12 protein-coding genes are annotated in these 17,055 nt (G+C 50.2%); 9 read left to right on the forward strand and 3 right to left on the reverse strand.

The annotated features are described in order from the left end of the window. Positions 1–141 precede the first annotated feature (141 nt). The gene (locus QP938_06340) at positions 142–2,841 is read right to left on the reverse strand and encodes a PD-(D/E)XK nuclease family protein (protein ID WIO75518.1); all 2,700 of its coding nucleotides are present in this window, start codon (positions 2,839–2,841) and stop codon (positions 142–144) included. Positions 2,842–2,951: 110 nt separating this feature from the next. Between QP938_06340 and QP938_06345 the strand changes: the two genes are divergently transcribed. Continuing rightward, entirely contained in the window at positions 2,952–3,596 is a 645-nt protein-coding gene (locus QP938_06345; protein WIO75519.1) for an NUDIX hydrolase, read from the forward strand. 14 nt (positions 3,597–3,610) lie between these two features. Here the strand turns inward: QP938_06345 and murI are convergent, their stop codons facing one another. Then, a complete protein-coding gene (murI, locus tag QP938_06350; protein ID WIO75520.1) occupies positions 3,611–4,426 on the reverse strand; it encodes a glutamate racemase in 816 nt (271 codons plus the stop codon). A gap of 105 nt (positions 4,427–4,531) precedes the next feature. On the opposite strand from murI, the gene rmuC reads away from it, so the two are divergent. From rmuC to QP938_06365, 3 genes are read left to right on the forward strand one after another with little or no spacing between them, the layout of a single operon-like run. Further along, entirely contained in the window at positions 4,532–5,884 is a 1,353-nt protein-coding gene (gene rmuC, locus QP938_06355; protein ID WIO75521.1) for a DNA recombination protein RmuC, read from the forward strand. A 29-nt stretch (positions 5,885–5,913) separates the two neighbouring features. Then, a complete protein-coding gene (locus QP938_06360; GenBank protein WIO75522.1) occupies positions 5,914–6,414 on the forward strand; it encodes a DUF2489 domain-containing protein in 501 nt (166 codons plus the stop codon). Positions 6,415–6,440: 26 nt separating this feature from the next. Continuing rightward, positions 6,441–7,217 (forward strand): class II glutamine amidotransferase, encoded by a 777-nt coding sequence (locus QP938_06365; protein ID WIO75523.1) that lies wholly within the window; start codon positions 6,441–6,443, stop codon positions 7,215–7,217. Positions 7,218–7,257: 40 nt separating this feature from the next. Here QP938_06365 and QP938_06370 read toward each other — a convergent pair whose 3' ends face one another. Beyond that, positions 7,258–8,931, reverse strand: coding sequence for a formate--tetrahydrofolate ligase (locus QP938_06370; protein WIO75524.1), 1,674 nt, complete (start codon positions 8,929–8,931; stop codon positions 7,258–7,260). A 140-nt stretch (positions 8,932–9,071) separates the two neighbouring features. On the opposite strand from QP938_06370, the gene QP938_06375 reads away from it, so the two are divergent. The 5 genes from QP938_06375 to QP938_06395 all read left to right on the forward strand — a co-directional run bounded on the left by QP938_06375 (position 9,072) and on the right by QP938_06395 (position 17,034). Then, complete coding sequence (locus QP938_06375) at positions 9,072–10,748, forward strand: AMP-binding protein (protein WIO75525.1); 1,677 nt, start codon at positions 9,072–9,074, stop codon at positions 10,746–10,748. A 105-nt stretch (positions 10,749–10,853) separates the two neighbouring features. Continuing rightward, complete coding sequence (gene hrpA, locus QP938_06380) at positions 10,854–14,786, forward strand: ATP-dependent RNA helicase HrpA (GenBank protein WIO75526.1); 3,933 nt, start codon at positions 10,854–10,856, stop codon at positions 14,784–14,786. Positions 14,787–14,964: 178 nt separating this feature from the next. Then, positions 14,965–15,378, forward strand: a complete 414-nt coding sequence (locus tag QP938_06385; GenBank protein WIO75527.1) for a hypothetical protein — start codon at positions 14,965–14,967, stop codon at positions 15,376–15,378. A 14-nt stretch (positions 15,379–15,392) separates the two neighbouring features. Beyond that, a complete protein-coding gene (locus QP938_06390; protein ID WIO75528.1) occupies positions 15,393–16,256 on the forward strand; it encodes a DUF692 domain-containing protein in 864 nt (287 codons plus the stop codon). 4 nt (positions 16,257–16,260) lie between these two features. Further along, positions 16,261–17,034 (forward strand): putative DNA-binding domain-containing protein, encoded by a 774-nt coding sequence (locus QP938_06395; GenBank protein ID WIO75529.1) that lies wholly within the window; start codon positions 16,261–16,263, stop codon positions 17,032–17,034. Positions 17,035–17,055 lie beyond the last annotated feature (21 nt).

Consider the following 17,055-nt stretch of genomic DNA (forward strand, 5'->3'; position numbering starts at 1 on the left):
CGATTTATTGCTCCTGCAAAATCGGCATTTCCACCATCCATGGCGGTCAGATGCTGGCGTCGAGCCCCCATGGATGGGTTTACGGCGTGTCACGGCTATTAATTGTGAACTTGCTACCACAGTTAAATACGAAGCAGCCATTTAAGACGGATCCCCTTTCAAAAGCCTTTCCATCTGCACCTGCTCAGGCCACCTATTGAGAGGCAAAAGCTCATCCTGATAATTAAACGCCTGATTGTTATAGGGCGTAATTTCAGCGTCACCCTGTTTGTAACTGATCGCGATAGAGGTAAGTGTGCTCTTCCATTGTTCAATCAGTTCACCCCATGATTCAGGCAGCTCAGCATTACGTGGAATACGGTAATTGGGAATAAGTGCAGGATTTTCTGCAAGGCCGGTCATGCTCTGTTGATCGGCATTGATAATGGCGAAACTGATGGCTGCCGGTGGTTGTTTCAGCAGCAGGGAATAGAGCGGTAATTGGGGTTCAGAAGGGCGATCACCAAGCCAGCTGCTTACAGAAGCATTGCCGGTTTTGTAGTCAATCAGGATTTCTTCGCCGTTTTCTGATGTGTCGATTCGGTCAATGCGCAAATCCAGTGGTAATCCAGCAAATTCGGCTTTTACCTGTGCCTCTCTTGCGGCTACTGTGAAAGCAGTACGTTGACGCTCCACATCCAGCCAACGTGAAATTAAATTGGTTAGTCGTTCTGCTTCCAGCTGAAAAAACTGATCGCCGAGTTCCGGCTTACGGCTACGCCATTTATTCAAAATGCTGTTGGCAATTTCGGTAACCTGATTCGTGGATTCTTCGTTCGATAAATCATGAAGAGAAGCCTGAGACCCGATTTTTTCCCAAAATGTATCGAGAATATTGTGCAGGATGATGCCGCGTTCCAATGGCGAGAGGCCGCTGCAAGGTTCGCTGGGTTCCAGTGCACCCAGGCGCCAGCGAGCGAACGCATTGAACGGGCAGTTGGCCTGGTCTTTAAACAGGCTGCTGCCGCCGCGCACTGTTTCGGTTTGTGGATTTAATTCTGGTGCTGAGCCGACTGGAATGAACTCCAATTCTGCACTTGGCGAGTCTGTATTTTTCAGTGGTTCAAAATCTATCGGCTCCATTCCGGCAATCAGTGAACTGGGCGACAGTTCGGCATCGCCGTCAAACTGGCAGTAGCTGAATATCTGCTGGGTTGCGCGGCTCTGGTAGGTATCCAAAAGCTTTTGAGCTAAAACCAGTTCTCGCTCTGCGCTGGCGCGAGGCATTTGTTTTTCGCGCTGTAATGCAATGGGTAATAGAGGGTTAGGTTCGGTGGCGGGCGGCCATTGGCGGTCATCCATGCCCATCATCCACAGGTGATCGAATCGCAATCCGGCGCCTTCCAGTAAACCGAGAATCTGAAGAGGTGAGTCTTCGGTTTCGGCCTGGAATGGTGTGGTTTGAGCAAGACGCTCAAGTTGTTTGAAGGCTTGGGCAAATGAAACCGGTGGCGCGACAGCACCTAAGGCCTCAAATTGCTCGAGCAATTTACGCCAATGGTTTCGCTGCTGAAATTCTATACTGTCGATCGGGCGCGGGCCTGGCCAATTAAAAATGGTCAGTTGGCTCTCAATCAGTTTGCGCCAGTTGCTGTGTGTATCTGAGTAAGGGCGCTGGCGTCGCAATTGTTCAGCGTGATTTAACAAGCTGGACAATTTGTTTTCGGATTCTTCAACATCGCCGGACAGAGAGGAAATCCTATCTTCAATTCTGGCAACGCACTCGCGAAACTCTACAGATCGAATGGTTGCTTTTTCGAGGGTCAGTAAACGTTTTTCTGTAAGGCTGCGGACCAGTTGCCCAGAATCGGTATTGCCCCAAAAGGGCGAATTCAGCACCCTGCAAAAATCCGCCAATGCTTGCTTCGGTTGATTGAGCTTCAACAGTTGCAACGCACTGGCAATCATCGGTGTGTTTGCCAGCGGGGTTGCGGTGGAGATGTTAAATGGCGGTGCGTAACGTTCTGTTTTGGGCAGTTTGTAAAGCGGCTCAAACTGCTCGCGAAACACTCTTTCAACCTGTTGGCGGCGATTGGGTAGGTCAGGAATGATAATGCCGACACGGGCATTAGGCTCCGCGTGCAGTTTTTGCTCGGCCCAGTGTGCTGCTTGCTGTAATTCCTGCGATGAATCGTTAAACGTCGCTTGTCGGCTTTGGTGGCTATTATTTTTTGGCCACTGGAACTCTACGAGGTTGTTGGTGGCGGATTCAACTACTTTACGGTGTAGCGGTGCCAGGGTCTGGAAGTCCACCAGAATAATTTTTTCGATACCGGTGATTTTTCCGGATTGGAATGCATCGACGACGTTGGCGATTAATTTAGGGTGGGAAATCAGTTTCAGGTCGTCACAGCGCTGCTGAAATGTCTCCTGCCAACGCAATAAAAGTTGTATGCCTGGCTCGTCATAGGAGCGCAGTTCGTCCAGCTCAATTGCCCACATAGCCAGATTCTGGTTTGCGCGCATGGCGCTCTGCGCCAGACCGGCGGCATTCAGCAAAAGAGGTTTGTCATCGTCCGCTTCGATAATCTGTTCCCAGAGCAGCAGCTCTTGTGCACCGCTAAGTTCGGCGCGGTCACTGCCTTCCATAGCACCGGTTACAAGCTGTTGCCAGTATTCTGAAATCCAGTTCTCGATCGCAAAAACCGCCGGCATTTTCCAGGCCAGCTTGCCCTGTTGCTGCTGGATAAGCCCCCAGGCATCGAGCAATTTGCTGGCCAGACGGTTGTTGGGTGTCAGAATGGTTGCACCGGACTCAATGGCTGGCAGCAGGGGTTCGATATCAAACAGTGGCTTTAACATATTGGTATTATTGCATCCTTGAGAGAGCGAATAATCGCATAACCAAGAGTCTGTTAACACTAATTGAATACTTACTGTTAACAGACACATACGCCATAGCGAATACCAAGATGACGAACAAACCACCAAAAGCGATCCCATCTGCCAGCATGATTGTACTGCGCGACAGCAGTAACGGCATTGAGGTTCTGGTTGCCCGACGCAACCCGGAGCTGCGCATGGCTGGTGACTTCTGGGTTTTTCCTGGTGGTGTACTGGATAAGCAGGATCAGGTCGAGGGTGATGAGCCACTGTCGGCATTTCTGCGCAATGCCAGGCGTGAAACTCTTGAGGAGGTTGGCTTGAATGTGGCCCAAGACACTGTCGTTCACTTTGCCCACTGGATTACTCCGGTGGAGCTGGCGATGCGCTTTGATACCCACTTCTTTGTCGTTCAAATGCCCAGTGACCAGCAGCCGGTGCCAGATGGCAGTGAAATAGTTGAAGTACGCTGGCTCACCCCGCAATCATTAGTTGAGGGCTGTGATAGAAGTGAATTCAAGCTGATGTTTCCCACCTTGATGAATGCTCGTCGCCTGATAGGGTTTGATTCCGTAAAGCAGGCTTTGGATCGGGCTCGTCTGGAAGAAGTAAAGCCACTGATGCCGGGTTTAGGTTTTACCAACGGCAAACCAGTGGCGCTGATTCCCGAAGAGGCGGGCTATGGGATTACCGAGTGGGAGTTTCCTTATCCCGTAAAGATCGTCTCTGATTGAGATTGGTTTAGGACCTAAACCTGCATAATTTCTATGCGGGTACAGCCAAAGTTCTTCAGACCAATCGACATACTGTCCAGCTGATCATGGGGGCCTGTGAAGATCGCCAGACTCTCCTGTACCTCAGGCAGCCCTGTATCCAGCGAAGGCAACAGTGAGTGAACACGGCGGGCGATGGCTTCGCCTGAATCTATCCAGCGGATATGTGGCTTGGCGAGTGCGCTCAACTCTTCTTTCAGCAGCGGAAAGTGGGTGCAGGCCAAAACGACGGTATCGATCTCGGTTTCAGCCAGCAGGGGGGACAAAACCTCCTGCAGCTTCTCCGCTGAAATCGCTTTGCCTCTGATTTTCTCTTCAGCCAGATGCACCAGTTCCGATGAGCCAACGCGCACCACGCGACAGTCATTGGCGAAATCGTCAATTAACTGCTGGGTGTATTGGCGTTTAACGGTTCCGGGTGTTGCTAACAGGCCAATACATTTGGTCTGACTCATGGCAGCAGCAGGTTTGATGGCGGGGACAACACCAACTACCGGTCTGACGAAGTGTGAGCGAATTCTTGGCAATACCAGTGTGCTGGCGCTGTTGCATGCAACCACCACAATATCCGGATCAACCTTTCGAATCAGGGCCTTCAGCACCTGATCTACACGCTCCACCAGCGTCTCTTCGTCTTTAGTGCCGTAGGGGAATGCCGCGTTGTCGCAGGCAAACACCAGTTCGCACATCGGCAGGGCGCGACGCAGTTCGGCCAGAATGCTCAATCCGCCGACACCGGAATCGAACACCAGGACCTTGGGGGCAGTTGAGGGCGTAGCAGAGTGGGGCATGTGGTTACAGGTCAATGAATGTCGGCAAATTGTACACTTTGCTTTGCTGTGCTCGCCAGACTGTTAGAATAGCCTCCATAACTAAGATGCACTTGGGAAGGAATTGTGGAAAACGTAACCCTGATAGACTGGATCGCTTTAGTCCTCGCTCTTGCAGTGGGTGGGCTGGCTGGCTACCTGATGGCCAGGCAGAAGCATGGTGGCAGCGAGAGTGAGGCCATTGCCAGAGCATCCACCGCCGAAGCCAACAGTACTATGCTGGGAAGCGAACTCGAGAAGCTGCGTACTGAACTGGCAACCAAACAATCCCGGCTGAGTCAGGCAGAATCCGAAATAGCCACTCTTACCGAGCGATTGAGCGCTTCCACAGAGCGTTACGAGGAACGATTGGCTGAGTTGAAAGCTGCTCGCGAATCTCTGGCCAAAGAGTTTGAAAATCTGGCTAACCGGATCTTTGACGCCAAGCAGCAGAATTTCTCGCAGCAGAGCAAGGCAGCACTGGATACCACGTTGGCACCGGTTCGTCAGGAGCTGAAGGACTTCCGCAAAAAAGTGGAAGATGTCTACGATAAGGAAAACGCCGACCGCAACAAACTGGCCGGACAGATAGCCGAGCTACAAAAGCAGGCTATGCAGATCAGCCAGGGAGCGGAAAACCTCACCAACGCCCTGAAAGGTGACAGCAAGATGCAAGGCAACTGGGGTGAGGTGATTCTGGAGCGATTGCTGGAGGAATCTGGCCTGCACAAGGGCAGGGAGTACGAAACCCAGGCATCGTTTGTGGACAGCGATGGCAAACGCAGAATGCCGGATGTGATTATTCACCTGCCGGACAATCGGGATATTGTTGTCGACTCCAAGGTGTCGCTGACCGATTACGAACGCTATTGCAGTGCCGAAAATGACGAAGACAGGCAGCAGTACCTGAAAGCCCATGTCAATTCGGTGCGCACGCATATTACCGGCCTGTCCCGTAAAGCTTATGAGCAACTGGACGGTATTAATACGCTCGATTTCGTGCTGATTTTTGTGCCGATTGAATCCGCCTTTATGGTGGCGCTGGAGCAGGATCAAACCCTGTTCCGCGACGCCTATGACAAGGGGATTATTCTGGTGAGCCCAAGCACCTTGTTGGCCACCTTGCGCACCATCCACAATATCTGGCGCTACGAGGACCAGAACCGCAACGCGGAAAAAATCGCCGAGAAAGCCGGCGGGCTGTACGATCAGTTTGTGCTGCTGGTTGAAGCGTTTGACGATATTGGCAAACAGCTTGAGCGCAGTCAGGCAGCTTGGGATACAGCCAATAAGCGACTGCATAGCGGGCGTGGCAATCTGGTGAAGCGGGTTGAAGATATTAAAGTCCTGGGTGCCAAAGCCAAGAAGCAAATTGCCAAATCCAATCTGGAACAGGCGGTGGTGGATGGCGCGCCACGGCTTGAGTCAGAGGTGGAATAACTTTTTAATATTTGGATAGAAGAATATTTATGTTGATCTGGATTTCTCTCGCTGTTTTGATTATCACCGGTTTGGGTTTTTACGCTTGGCATTTACACCAAAAGGTAAAAACCCGTATTGCTGAACAGGAAGCTTCCCGCAAAGAGGTTGAAGCTTTTGTGAAGGAGCGCAGTGACAACATTACCAACAGCATTGTGGTTATTGCCGGTGCTATGCTGGAAGAACAAATGTCGCTTAGCGAGTGCTGCATTCGTTTGAGTTCATTGCTAAATCAGTTGGGGCCGGTAGGGCAGCAGGATCGCTTTTTGTCACTACACAAAGCGGCGGAAGAGTTGGGGCATATTCCCATTCTGGATGAGTGGAAGCAGCTGAAATTCAAGCAGCAAATGACCTACCTGAAAGAGATGGAAATCATCGAAGATAAATACGGTGATTTTATTCTTGAAACCTGCAGAACAATTCACCTGAATGGTTTGAACTTGCCAAAGCAGGAAGAAAAAGATGGCGGCGTCGGCTTCTATCAACCATAAATTAAAGTATTAATCAGGTATCCAGTATGTGTGAGCTTCTCGGTATGTCCACGGATGCACCAACAGATATCTGTTTCAGTTTTACCGAATTAATGAAGCGTGGCGGTGAATCTGGTCCCCACGCCGATGGGTGGGGAATCGCTTTTTACGAAGACAAGGGCGTTCGCACTTTCCTCGATCCGTCCCCTAGCCACTGTTCACGTATTGCAGACCTGGTACGTGATTACCCGATTCGAAGTTGCAATGTGATCGGTCATATTCGTCAGGCAAATGCCGGAATGGTGGCTCTGCAGAATACACATCCATTTGTTCGAGAATTGTGGGGCCGATACTGGGTGTTTGCCCATAACGGCCAGTTTAAGTCGGTAAAAAAATGGCCGTTGGGGCGTTTTAATCCGGTAGGAACCACCGATTCAGAACATGCATTTTGTTGGCTGATGAGTCAGATAGACAATACGTTTCAGGGGCCACCAAGTTCTGTGGTCGCATTTCACAAACAACTTAAAGAGTGGTGTGATCAGCTCAGGGAGCAGGGAGTCTGTAACCTGATTTTCAGTGACTCTCGCTATACCTACGCTTACTGCACAACCAAGTTAACCTGGTTTACCCGTCGGCCACCATTCAGTGTTGCCAAGTTGAAAGATGCCGATGTGACTGTAGACTTTAAATTGAAAGATACTCAGGTTACTGCCGGAACAATAATTGCTACTGCTCCGCTGACTGATAATGAAGATTGGCAGGTAATGCAGCCAGGAGAGTTTCTGGTTTTCAGGAAAGGCGAGATTGTTCGACGGCTATTGTAGCCGCCACCTTCAAAATGAAGGTGGCGTTTTGATTTAAGGATTAGAACAGCCCTTCAATCTGCCCGTTATCGTTAACATAAATATTGTTTGCAGCAGGAACTCGCGGTAATCCCGGCATCCGCATGATATCGCCACAGATAGCCACCAAAAACTCCGCGCCGGCTGACAGTGACAACTCACGAATAGGCACTACGTGGTTGCTTGGCGCACCCAACAGATTCGGGTCAGTCGAGAAACTGTACTGGGTTTTCGCCATGCAGATCGGGAAGTGGCCATAGCCCGCCTCCTGGAACTGTGCAAACTGATCGCGAATCTTTTTGTCGGCGATAATGTCATCCGCGCCGTAAATGGAACGGGCGATATGGCGGGTCTTTTCCCAGAGCGTCATGTTGTCATCGTAGAGGGTGCGGAACTGTGAATTCTCGTGCTCGGCAAGCTCTACCACCGCTTTCGCAAGTTCTTCAGCCCCGGCACTGCCATTGGCCCAATGAGTGCAGACATAAGCCTTGGCACCATGGGATTGCACATACTGCTCAATGGCCTCGATTTCGGCCTTGGTGTCACCGGTAAAGTGGTTGATGCAAACCGCAACCGGAACTCCAAACTGGCCTACGTTGCGAATGTGGCGGCCGAGGTTTTCCAGGCCCTTTTTAACAGCGTCAACGTTTTCACCACCGAGGTTGTTCTTGGCGACACCGCCGTGCATTTTCAGGGCGCGAACAGTGGCGACAACTACTGCAGCATCAGGCTTCAGGCCAGCCTTGCGGCATTTGATATCGAAGAATTTTTCGGCCCCCAGATCGGCACCAAAACCGGCTTCAGTCACGACATAGTCAGAGAGTTTCAATGCAGTTTTGGTGGCAATCACACTGTTACAGCCGTGGGCTATGTTGGCGAACGGACCGCCGTGGATAAATGCCGGGTTGTTTTCCAGTGTCTGGACCAGGTTGGGTTGCAGGGCGTCCTTAAGCAGGGCAGTCATGGCACCCGGCGCATCCATTTGAGCAGCAGTTACAGGCTGCTTATCTCGGGTGTAGCCGATCACGATTTTCCCAAGGCGCTCCTGGAGGTCTTTCAGGTCGTTGGCGAGACAGAAAATCGCCATTACTTCTGAGGCCACGGTAATGTCAAATCCACCTTCCATCGGGTAACCATTACCGGGGCCGCCAACACCAGTCACGACCTGACGCAACTGGCGATCATTCATGTCCACAACACGCTTCCAGGTAATGCGACGCAGGTCGAGGCGGACTTCGTTGTGCCAATGCACATAGTTGTCGATCATGGCTGACAGCAGGTTGTGTGCCGCGCCAATGGCGTGCATATCGCCGGTAAAGTGCAGGTTGATGTCTTCCATTGGCACTACCTGGGAGTAACCGCCCCCGGCGGCGCCACCCTTCATGCCGAAGCAGGGACCAAGGCTGGGCTCGCGAATACAGACTGAGGCTTTTTTGCCAATGCGGTTGAGGGCATCGCCTAGGCCAATAGTTGTGGTGGTTTTACCTTCCCCGGCAGCTGTAGGGCTGATAGCAGTTACCAGTATCAGCTTACCGTTGGAATTTCCGTTCAACCCTTTGATGAAATCCTGATGAACTTTGGCCTTTGTGTGGCCGTAGGGAATCAGCATGTCTGACGGAATACCCAGCTTTTCACCAATTTCATTGATATGTTGCATTGATGCTTCGCGGGCGATTTCTATATCGGATCTCACCATGGTTATCCCCAAAAAATATTTGTTGTGTTGTTGTAAGGATCGGTCGACAGACCCTATTAAGTCGAGCTATGGTAACAAAAAACGATCTAAGTAATAGGGCGGTAGGCCCAAGCTTTCTTTCAATGACTTTGAGGGATGACATGACCACCTTGCAACAAGCCGTTAACGACGCACGTCGACGTTTTGGTATCAGCGAGCATCTTCCGGAAAACCTGCCGGAAACCATTGTGGAACTGTTAACTTCTGCAGTGGCCAAGAGTCCGAACAGCCCAGCGTTTTCGGCACTGGGAGGGACTCTCAGTTACCGTCAGATTGATGAGTTATCGAATAACTTTGCTGCATACCTGCAGCGGCACACCGGTCTCGAGCCCGGTGACCGTATTGCAATTCAGTTGCCTAACCTGCTGCAGTATCCCGTAGTGGCATTTGGTGCCATCAAGGCCGGGTTAATTGTGGTGAACACCAATCCGCTCTATACACCGAGAGAGCTGGTCAACCAGCTGGGTAACTCCGATGCAAAGGCTGTGGTGGTTCTGGACAGCCTGATTCACAACCTCAAAGAGGCTCTTCCGCAGACTGACATTACTACTGTAATCAGTACGGGCGCGGCAGATTTGCTGGGTGATGGCAGGCGCCTGATGTTAAGCGCATTGATCAAAGTCACCGGCAAAGGTCGCAAAGTCAGTGCCCTGGCCGAAGAGGTTTCATTTAAAAAAGCGCTTCAGCTGGGTAGAAAGAGTCATTATTCCCCGGTTGAACTTAAGCAATCGGACATCGCATTGCTACAGTACACTGGAGGCACTACAGGTGTCGCTAAGGGCGCTGAACTGACACATCACAACCTGATCTGTAACACTTTTCAGGTGATGGAGATTTTGAAAAACTGTGGACTCAAGGCAAATGAAGAGCAAATTATTGCTCCTTTACCGCTTTACCACGTCTTCTCTTTTGTGGTCAGTATGGTGATGATGGTGCACATTCGCGGCCATATTCATTTGATCCCCGATCCGCGCAACATACCGTCTCTGATTAAAGTCCTGAAAAACACCAAGGCAACGATTTTCTTTGGGCTAAATACGCTCTTTACCGCACTGATGCGCCATAAAAGCTTCAGGGAAGTGGACTTTTCCGGACTCAAGCTGACTGCCTCTGGCGGTATGGCGCTCAGTGAGTCGGTGGCTCTGGAATGGCAGGGGATTACCGGTTGCCCGATCACTGAGGGTTATGGACTTACCGAAACATCACCAGTAATTGCGGTTAATGTCCCGGGGCATGAAAAGCTGGGAACCATAGGTGTTACGGTTCCGGATACCGAAATCAGGATCGTTGACGATTCGGGTGTTGACCAGGGAATAGACGGGTCGGGTGAGCTTTGGGTGCGTGGTCCGCAGGTAATGCGTGGCTACTGGAGCGAAGGGGTAGAGCTTGCAGGCAGCCCCGACAATGAAGGCTGGTTTCATACCGGCGATGTTGCCTGTGTAGGGGAGGATGGTCGCTTGCGGATTATGGACCGCAAGAAAGATATGATTATCGTCTCCGGCTTTAATGTCTATCCAAACGAAATTGAGAATGTCTTTAATGGCCACCCGGATATTAAGGAGTGTGCCGCTATCGGTGTGCCAGATCAGTTAACCGGGGAAGCGATTAAGTTATACGTGGTATTAAATGGTAAAAGCCTGGATGCTACAGAGCTTAAGAAGTGGTCACGAAGCTATTTGACTGCATACAAGGTTCCTCGCCACTTCGAGTTTTGTGAAGATTTGCCTAAATCTAACGTAGGTAAAGTACTTCGCGCCAGACTCCGTGAGGCGTCCTAGATCCTTGGCTATCAATAGACGGGTCAACCCGATAAAATCCTGAATCGCCTCGTATCCGGCAGTAACGAGGCGCAAACCTGTGCCGTGCTGCCTTATCGTGGAAGAATGTCTGAAAGTCCAACCCAAATCGCCAAACAAATCTCCCAACAGCTTGATGTTTGCCTGAGCGCTGATCGAGGTCGGCTGATTGCCGGTCTGAAAAAAGTTCGGGAGCGAATTGCGAACAAGCAGCCGTTCGACAAAGACCTTGAAAGATTAGCAAAACTGGTTGAGTCATCCAGCCAACAGGTCGCATTGCGTCGCGAAGGAATTCCCCAAATAGATTACCCGGACCTGCCTGTTAGTGGTCGTCGCGATGATATTGCCAAAGCGATTCTCGAAAACCAGGTTGTGGTGATAGCCGGTGAAACCGGTTCCGGTAAAACTACGCAGCTGCCAAAAATCTGTCTGGAGCTTGGGCGTGGCAGTCATGGTTTGATTGGCCATACCCAGCCGCGCCGAATTGCAGCTCGCACAGTGGCCAGTCGAATCGCTGAAGAATTGCATACTTCTCTGGGCGATAAAGTGGGTTATCAAGTCCGGTTTAACGACCAGTGTTCCGAAAATACCTATATCAAGTTGATGACGGACGGTATTTTGCTGGCGGAAATTCAAAATGACCGACTGCTTAATCGTTATGACACCATCATTATCGATGAGGCCCACGAGCGAAGCCTTAATATTGATTTTCTGTTGGGATATTTAAAACAGATTCTCCCCAAACGCCCGGACTTGAAGGTTATTATCACCTCTGCCACGATCGACGTAGAGCGCTTTTCCCGACACTTTGATAATGCGCCTGTTATAGAAGTGTCCGGGAGAACCTACCCGGTTGAGCTTCGTTATTGCCCGCCGTCGGAAGATGAAGAGTTAAGCCAGTCGGTGCTCAATGCATTGGATGAAATTCAATCACTGCCGCAGCGCGGTGATGTGCTGGTGTTTTTGAGCGGTGAGCGGGATATCCGTGAAGTTGCCCTTGCACTTCGCAAAGCTCAGCTTCCTCATATCGAAGTGCTGCCGTTGTATGCACGCCTCAGTCTCGCCGAGCAGAATAAGGTTTTTGAAAGTCGCGGTCGTCGTGGCACAAGGGTTGTATTGGCGACCAACGTCGCGGAAACCTCAATCACTGTTCCCGGAATTCGCTATGTGATTGACCCTGGTACGGCACGTGTCAGTCGATACAGTTATCGCACCAAGGTTCAGCGTTTGCCCATTGAGGCAATTTCACAGGCAAGTGCCAACCAGCGCAAGGGACGCTGTGGCCGCTTGAGTGACGGGGTCTGTTATCGACTCTATTCGGAAGAGGATTTTATCAATCGTGCCGAATTTACTGACCCGGAAATTGTTCGCACCAATCTTGCGGCGGTTATTCTGCAGATGATGCATTTGCGAATTGGTGATATTCGCAATTTTGATTTTGTTGATGCGCCGGATCAGCGCTTGATCAGCGATGGCTTTCAATTACTCAAGGAGCTTGGCGCTATTGATGCCAAAGATCGTCTCACTGCCGTTGGTCGTCAGCTCTGCCGTTTACCCCTGGATCCGAAAATGGGTCGAATGCTGTTGTCAGCAGCCGATGAAGGAAGCCTGCGCGAAGTACTAATTATTGTTTCGGCCCTCAGTATCCAGGATCCAAGGGAGCGACCTGCAGAGAAACAGCAACAGGCCGATCAGGCACATGCCCAGTGGCGTGATAAAACTTCGGACTTTATATCGCTGTTAAATCTATGGGACCACATGGAAGAACAGCGCCAGCTATTATCCGGCAACCAATTCAGTAAATACTGTAAGCGCAATTTTATTTCCTATCTGCGAATGCGGGAGTGGCGTGATCTGCACCATCAGCTTCACCATTCAGTTCGGGAGCTGCAGATAAAAAACAGCTCAGCACGTATTAAAAGCGAATCCGATGAAGGCTTTACATACAACGATGCAGCAATTCATCGTGCATTGCTTACCGGTCTGCTTGGACAGGTAGCGACCCTGCACGAGGGCAAAGAGTATCTCGGAACCAGGAATCGCAAATTTATGATTTTTCCCGGCTCTGGTGTCTATAAAAAAACGCCTAAATGGTTGATGTGTGCCGAGCTGATTGAAACCAGTAAATTATTTGCCCACACCGTCGCACAGATAGATGTCGGTTGGCTGCCCAAGTTGGCGGCTCACCTGGTAAAGAAAAATTATTCCGAGCCGCATTACGATGCGAAGCGCGGTGAGGTGATGGCTTTTGAGCGGCAGACTCTCTACGGTCTGACAATCGTCGAGCGTAAGCGCTGTTCATACTCACACATCAACCCGAAAGAATGCCGAGAGGTGTTTATTCAATCGGCATTGGTAGAAGGGAGATACGGTGAGCACAAGCGAGCAAAAGGGAAATTTTTCAGCCATAACCAACAATTGCTGGATGAGCTGGAAGATATTGAAGCGCGGGTGAGGCGGCGGGATATTGTTGCCGAAGAGATAGCCATCTATCAGTTCTTTGATGAACGGGTGCCGGCAGATATTGCCAACTTAACCAGCTTTGAAACCTGGCGCAAACAAGTGGAACAAGAAAATCCCGAACTGTTGTTTATGGATCGCGAGCTGCTGATGCAGCGCTCTGTAAGCAATGCAACAGAGGCCCAATTCCCCGATAGCATTCAATGGCAGGGGATCTCTTATCCTCTCAGTTATCGATTTGAGCCGGGTCATCCGCAGGATGGCGTTACCGCAACTATTCCTTTAGCAGCGCTCCATCAGGCACCGCGGTTTCGCTTTGAGTGGTTGGTGCCAGGGTTGTTGCGGGACAAGTGCATCAGTTTGGTAAAGGCCTTGCCCAAGCCATTGCGCCGCAACTTTGTGCCAGTACCGAGTTTTGTGGATAAGGCACTACCAGGTATGCAACCTGACAATAAGCCGTTGGGCGAGGCTCTTGGATTTCAATTACAGCGTCAAACCAGTGTTGATTTGACCAAGGCAGAATGGCGAGTAGATCAACTGGATCCATACTATTTAATGAATTTCAGGTTGATTGACGAGGATGGAGCCGAACTGGCGGTGGCGCGAGATTTGGAAGAGCTGCAAATTCGCTATCGTGATCGAGTACAAAAAACTATCCAGCGTGCTGCAGATCCCGGTATCGAAAAATCCAATTTGACCAGCTGGAATTTCGGTGACTTGCCGGAAATCTACCAAAACGATCAAAACGGTTTGAATGTCCGCGCCTGGCCGGCATTAATTGATGAAGGTGAAAGCGTCTCGCTGAAATTGCTCGATCATCCAGATGCAGCACGTAACTTGAGTTGGACAGGTGTACTTAAGCTTGCTCTCATACAGCATTCGCAGCCAGCCAAATACCTGAAAAAGCAGCTGTTAAAGTCTGTAGACCTGAAATTAATGGCCGCGGGGTTGGGCAAACGCGAGCAATTGATCGAGCCGTTAGTTACAAATGCCTACCGGCAGGCGCTGTTTGCTGATCGCGATCAAATTCCGCGGGATCAGCAGACATTTGAGGCGCTGATTGAGCAGGGCAGTGGCGCTATTGTTGGATTTGCTAATGAACTGGAGTCAATAGTTGAATCAATTTTGGAACCATTGGCCCAGATTCGTAAAGCACTCAAGAAGTTGGGATTGGCTGCTATTCATGCCGCCAATGATATTAATCAGCAACTGGATGAGTTGTTAAGTCACGAAAGTTGGGCTGATCAGTCTTTTGATGTGCTCAGGCAATATCCTCGATATATCAAGGCAATTCAACTGCGCCTGGAAAAAGCTCCGCTCAACGTACTTAAAGACCGGCAATTTACCCTTGAGCTTGAAAAGCTTCAGTCGAAGCCAGGCTCTTTGCCTGTAGAACAGTCCGAATGGTCTCAAACACAGCTGCAAAGAGTGGCACATTATCGCTTTTTACTACAGGAATATCGGGTTTCCCTGTTTGCTCAGCAGCTCAAAACGGCAATGCCAGTATCTCTCAAACGTATTGAGGATTACTGGAAGGAGGTAAATGAGGCCTTTAGTTGAATTACTGTGAGCAAGCTCTCATCAACAGGGTCGGTCATTCCCCAGATTGCAAATCTGAAGATTTAAAGCTAAAAAAATGAAGATAGTATGGAAACCAACCGGCGTTAGACCGGTCATAAGACCAGCAATCTGATCTAGGACAGGTTGCTTTCATAACCAAGATTAGGAGAGTTCCCTCATGGCTAAACAAGCTACTAAACCTCTGGCGGCCGCTGTTGGCGCAGCATTTCTGGCCTCTGTTGCTGTTGCCCCAATGGCTATGGCATCTGATAACCCGTTTCAGGCCAGTGAATTGACTTCTGGCTACAACAACATGAGCTCCAAGCTTGCCGAAGGTGGTTGTGGTGAAGGCAAGTGCGGTGAAGGCAAGTGTGGCGACAAGGATAAAGGTAAGGAAAAAGACAAAGACGGTAAGTGCGGCGAAGGTAAATGCGGCGAAGATAAAGAGAAAGGTAAAGAAGAAGGTAAATGCGGCGAAGGTAAGTGCGGCGAAGATAAAGAGAAAGGTAAAGAAGAAGGTAAGTGCGGCGAAGGTAAATGCGGCGAAGATATGAAAAAAGAAAAAGACAAAGATAAAGAGAAGGGCGAATAAGCCCGGCTTGTGTGATGTCTTTAAAACGCTACCCCATTAAGGGGGCGGGTCTGGGGCTGCGGCGTTGTCAACTCGACAACCTGCAGTCCCTTTCTTTATCCGATGTTGATTTTATGGAGGTTGCTCCGGAAAACTGGATCAATGTCGGGGGCCGGAATGGCCGCAAGTTCCGCGAATATACCGAGCGCTTCCCGTTTGTCTGCCACGGGTTGTCATTATCCATTGGATCACCGTCACCGCTTGATTTTGATTTTCTTGCAGATGTTAAGCAGTTTCTCGCTGAGCATAACGTCAAGACTTACACAGAGCATCTTACCTACTGCAGTGATGATGGGCACTTATATGATCTGCTGCCAATTCCTTTTACCGAAGAGGCCGTTCATTATGTGGCCGAACGTATTCGACAGGTACAGGATTACCTGGGTATGCGAATCGGAATGGAGAATGCGTCGTACTATGCCGCGCCTCACCAGGAGATGTCTGAAAGTGACTTTATCAATGCAGTCCTGAAAGAGGCGGACTGCGATCTTTTACTGGATGTGAATAACATTTACGTAAACAGCATCAACCACCGTTATGACCCTTTTGAATTCCTGGCGTCTTTGCCGGGTGAGCGTGTCAGCTATGTACACATCGCTGGCCACTACAATGAGGCTGAGGACCTGCGAGTGGATACCCACGGCGCTAACGTGATTGATCCAGTCTGGGAGTTGCTGGATCGAGCCTACGAGCTGTTTGGGGTAATGCCAACGCTGCTGGAGCGGGATTTCAATATCCCTCCCGTTGAGCAGTTATTGGCCGAAGTTAACCAGATCAAGGCAGCACAGGCCAAATTCAGCACTGTTGAGCCATTGGTAACTAGCAAGGCAGAGGTCTGAGGCCGTGGTAAAAGCCTTTCAAAAAAACCAGTATCAGTTTGCCGCTCACTTGCGTGATCCAGAGCAAAATGCGGCACCGTCTGAAATCGAAGATCGCCGAATGGGCATCTATCGGGAGTTGGTCTACAACAACATCGAATCTTTCATATCAAGTGGCTTTCCTGTCCTTCGAAAAATCTACAGTGACCAGGATTGGCACGCCATGGTGCGAGACTTTATTCGCTGTCACCGGAGCAGCAGTCCGTATTTTCTGGAGATCTCCCAGGAGTTTCTCCGCTATTTGCAGGAAGAGCGTGGGGTGCAGCGGGGGGATCCAGGGTATCTCCTTGAGCTGGCTCACTACGAGTGGGTCGAGTTGGCTCTGGATGTCTCCACTGAAGTACTGCCAGCTGAGCAGAAGATCAGTACTGAGCAATTAATGTCAGAGCATCCGGACGTGTCGCCCTTGGTTTGGCGTTTATCCTATCAGTACCCGGTTCATATGATCGGCCCTGATTACCAGCCGGAATCACCACCAGAGCAGCCAACCTTTTTACTGGTATACAGAAATCCAGAAGAACGAGTACGGTTCATGGAAGCCAATGCGGTAACCATACGGCTTTTGCAGCTTTTGGAAGAAAATGACGAGATGAATGGTTACAGTGCGCTCGATCAAGTTGCAAAAGAGCTGAATCACCCACATCCTGAGCAAGCTATCCAGGGCGGCATACAAGTTTTGGAAAAACTGGCAAACCTAGGTATCATCTGCTCTACGAGGCCGCTCACCGAGCCATCTTGAGTCTGTTTCTCAATTTGTTTG

It is taken from the genome of Porticoccaceae bacterium LTM1, from assembly GCA_030252795.1.
GTDB lineage: Bacteria > Pseudomonadota > Gammaproteobacteria > Pseudomonadales > Porticoccaceae > SCSIO-12696.

Coding starts and splice junctions, on each gene's coding strand:
- QP938_06365 (WIO75523.1), top strand. CDS start 6,441: ATGTGTGAGCTTCTCGGTATGTCCACGGATGCACCAACAGATATCTGT.
- QP938_06370 (WIO75524.1), bottom strand. CDS start 8,931: ATGGTGAGATCCGATATAGAAATCGCCCGCGAAGCATCAATGCAACAT.
- QP938_06340 (WIO75518.1), bottom strand. CDS start 2,841: ATGTTAAAGCCACTGTTTGATATCGAACCCCTGCTGCCAGCCATTGAG.
- QP938_06345 (WIO75519.1), top strand. CDS start 2,952: ATGACGAACAAACCACCAAAAGCGATCCCATCTGCCAGCATGATTGTA.
- QP938_06390 (WIO75528.1), top strand. CDS start 15,393: ATGTCTTTAAAACGCTACCCCATTAAGGGGGCGGGTCTGGGGCTGCGG.
- murI (WIO75520.1), bottom strand. CDS start 4,426: ATGCCCCACTCTGCTACGCCCTCAACTGCCCCCAAGGTCCTGGTGTTC.
- QP938_06385 (WIO75527.1), top strand. CDS start 14,965: ATGGCTAAACAAGCTACTAAACCTCTGGCGGCCGCTGTTGGCGCAGCA.
- hrpA (WIO75526.1), top strand. CDS start 10,854: ATGTCTGAAAGTCCAACCCAAATCGCCAAACAAATCTCCCAACAGCTT.
- QP938_06360 (WIO75522.1), top strand. CDS start 5,914: ATGTTGATCTGGATTTCTCTCGCTGTTTTGATTATCACCGGTTTGGGT.
- QP938_06375 (WIO75525.1), top strand. CDS start 9,072: ATGACCACCTTGCAACAAGCCGTTAACGACGCACGTCGACGTTTTGGT.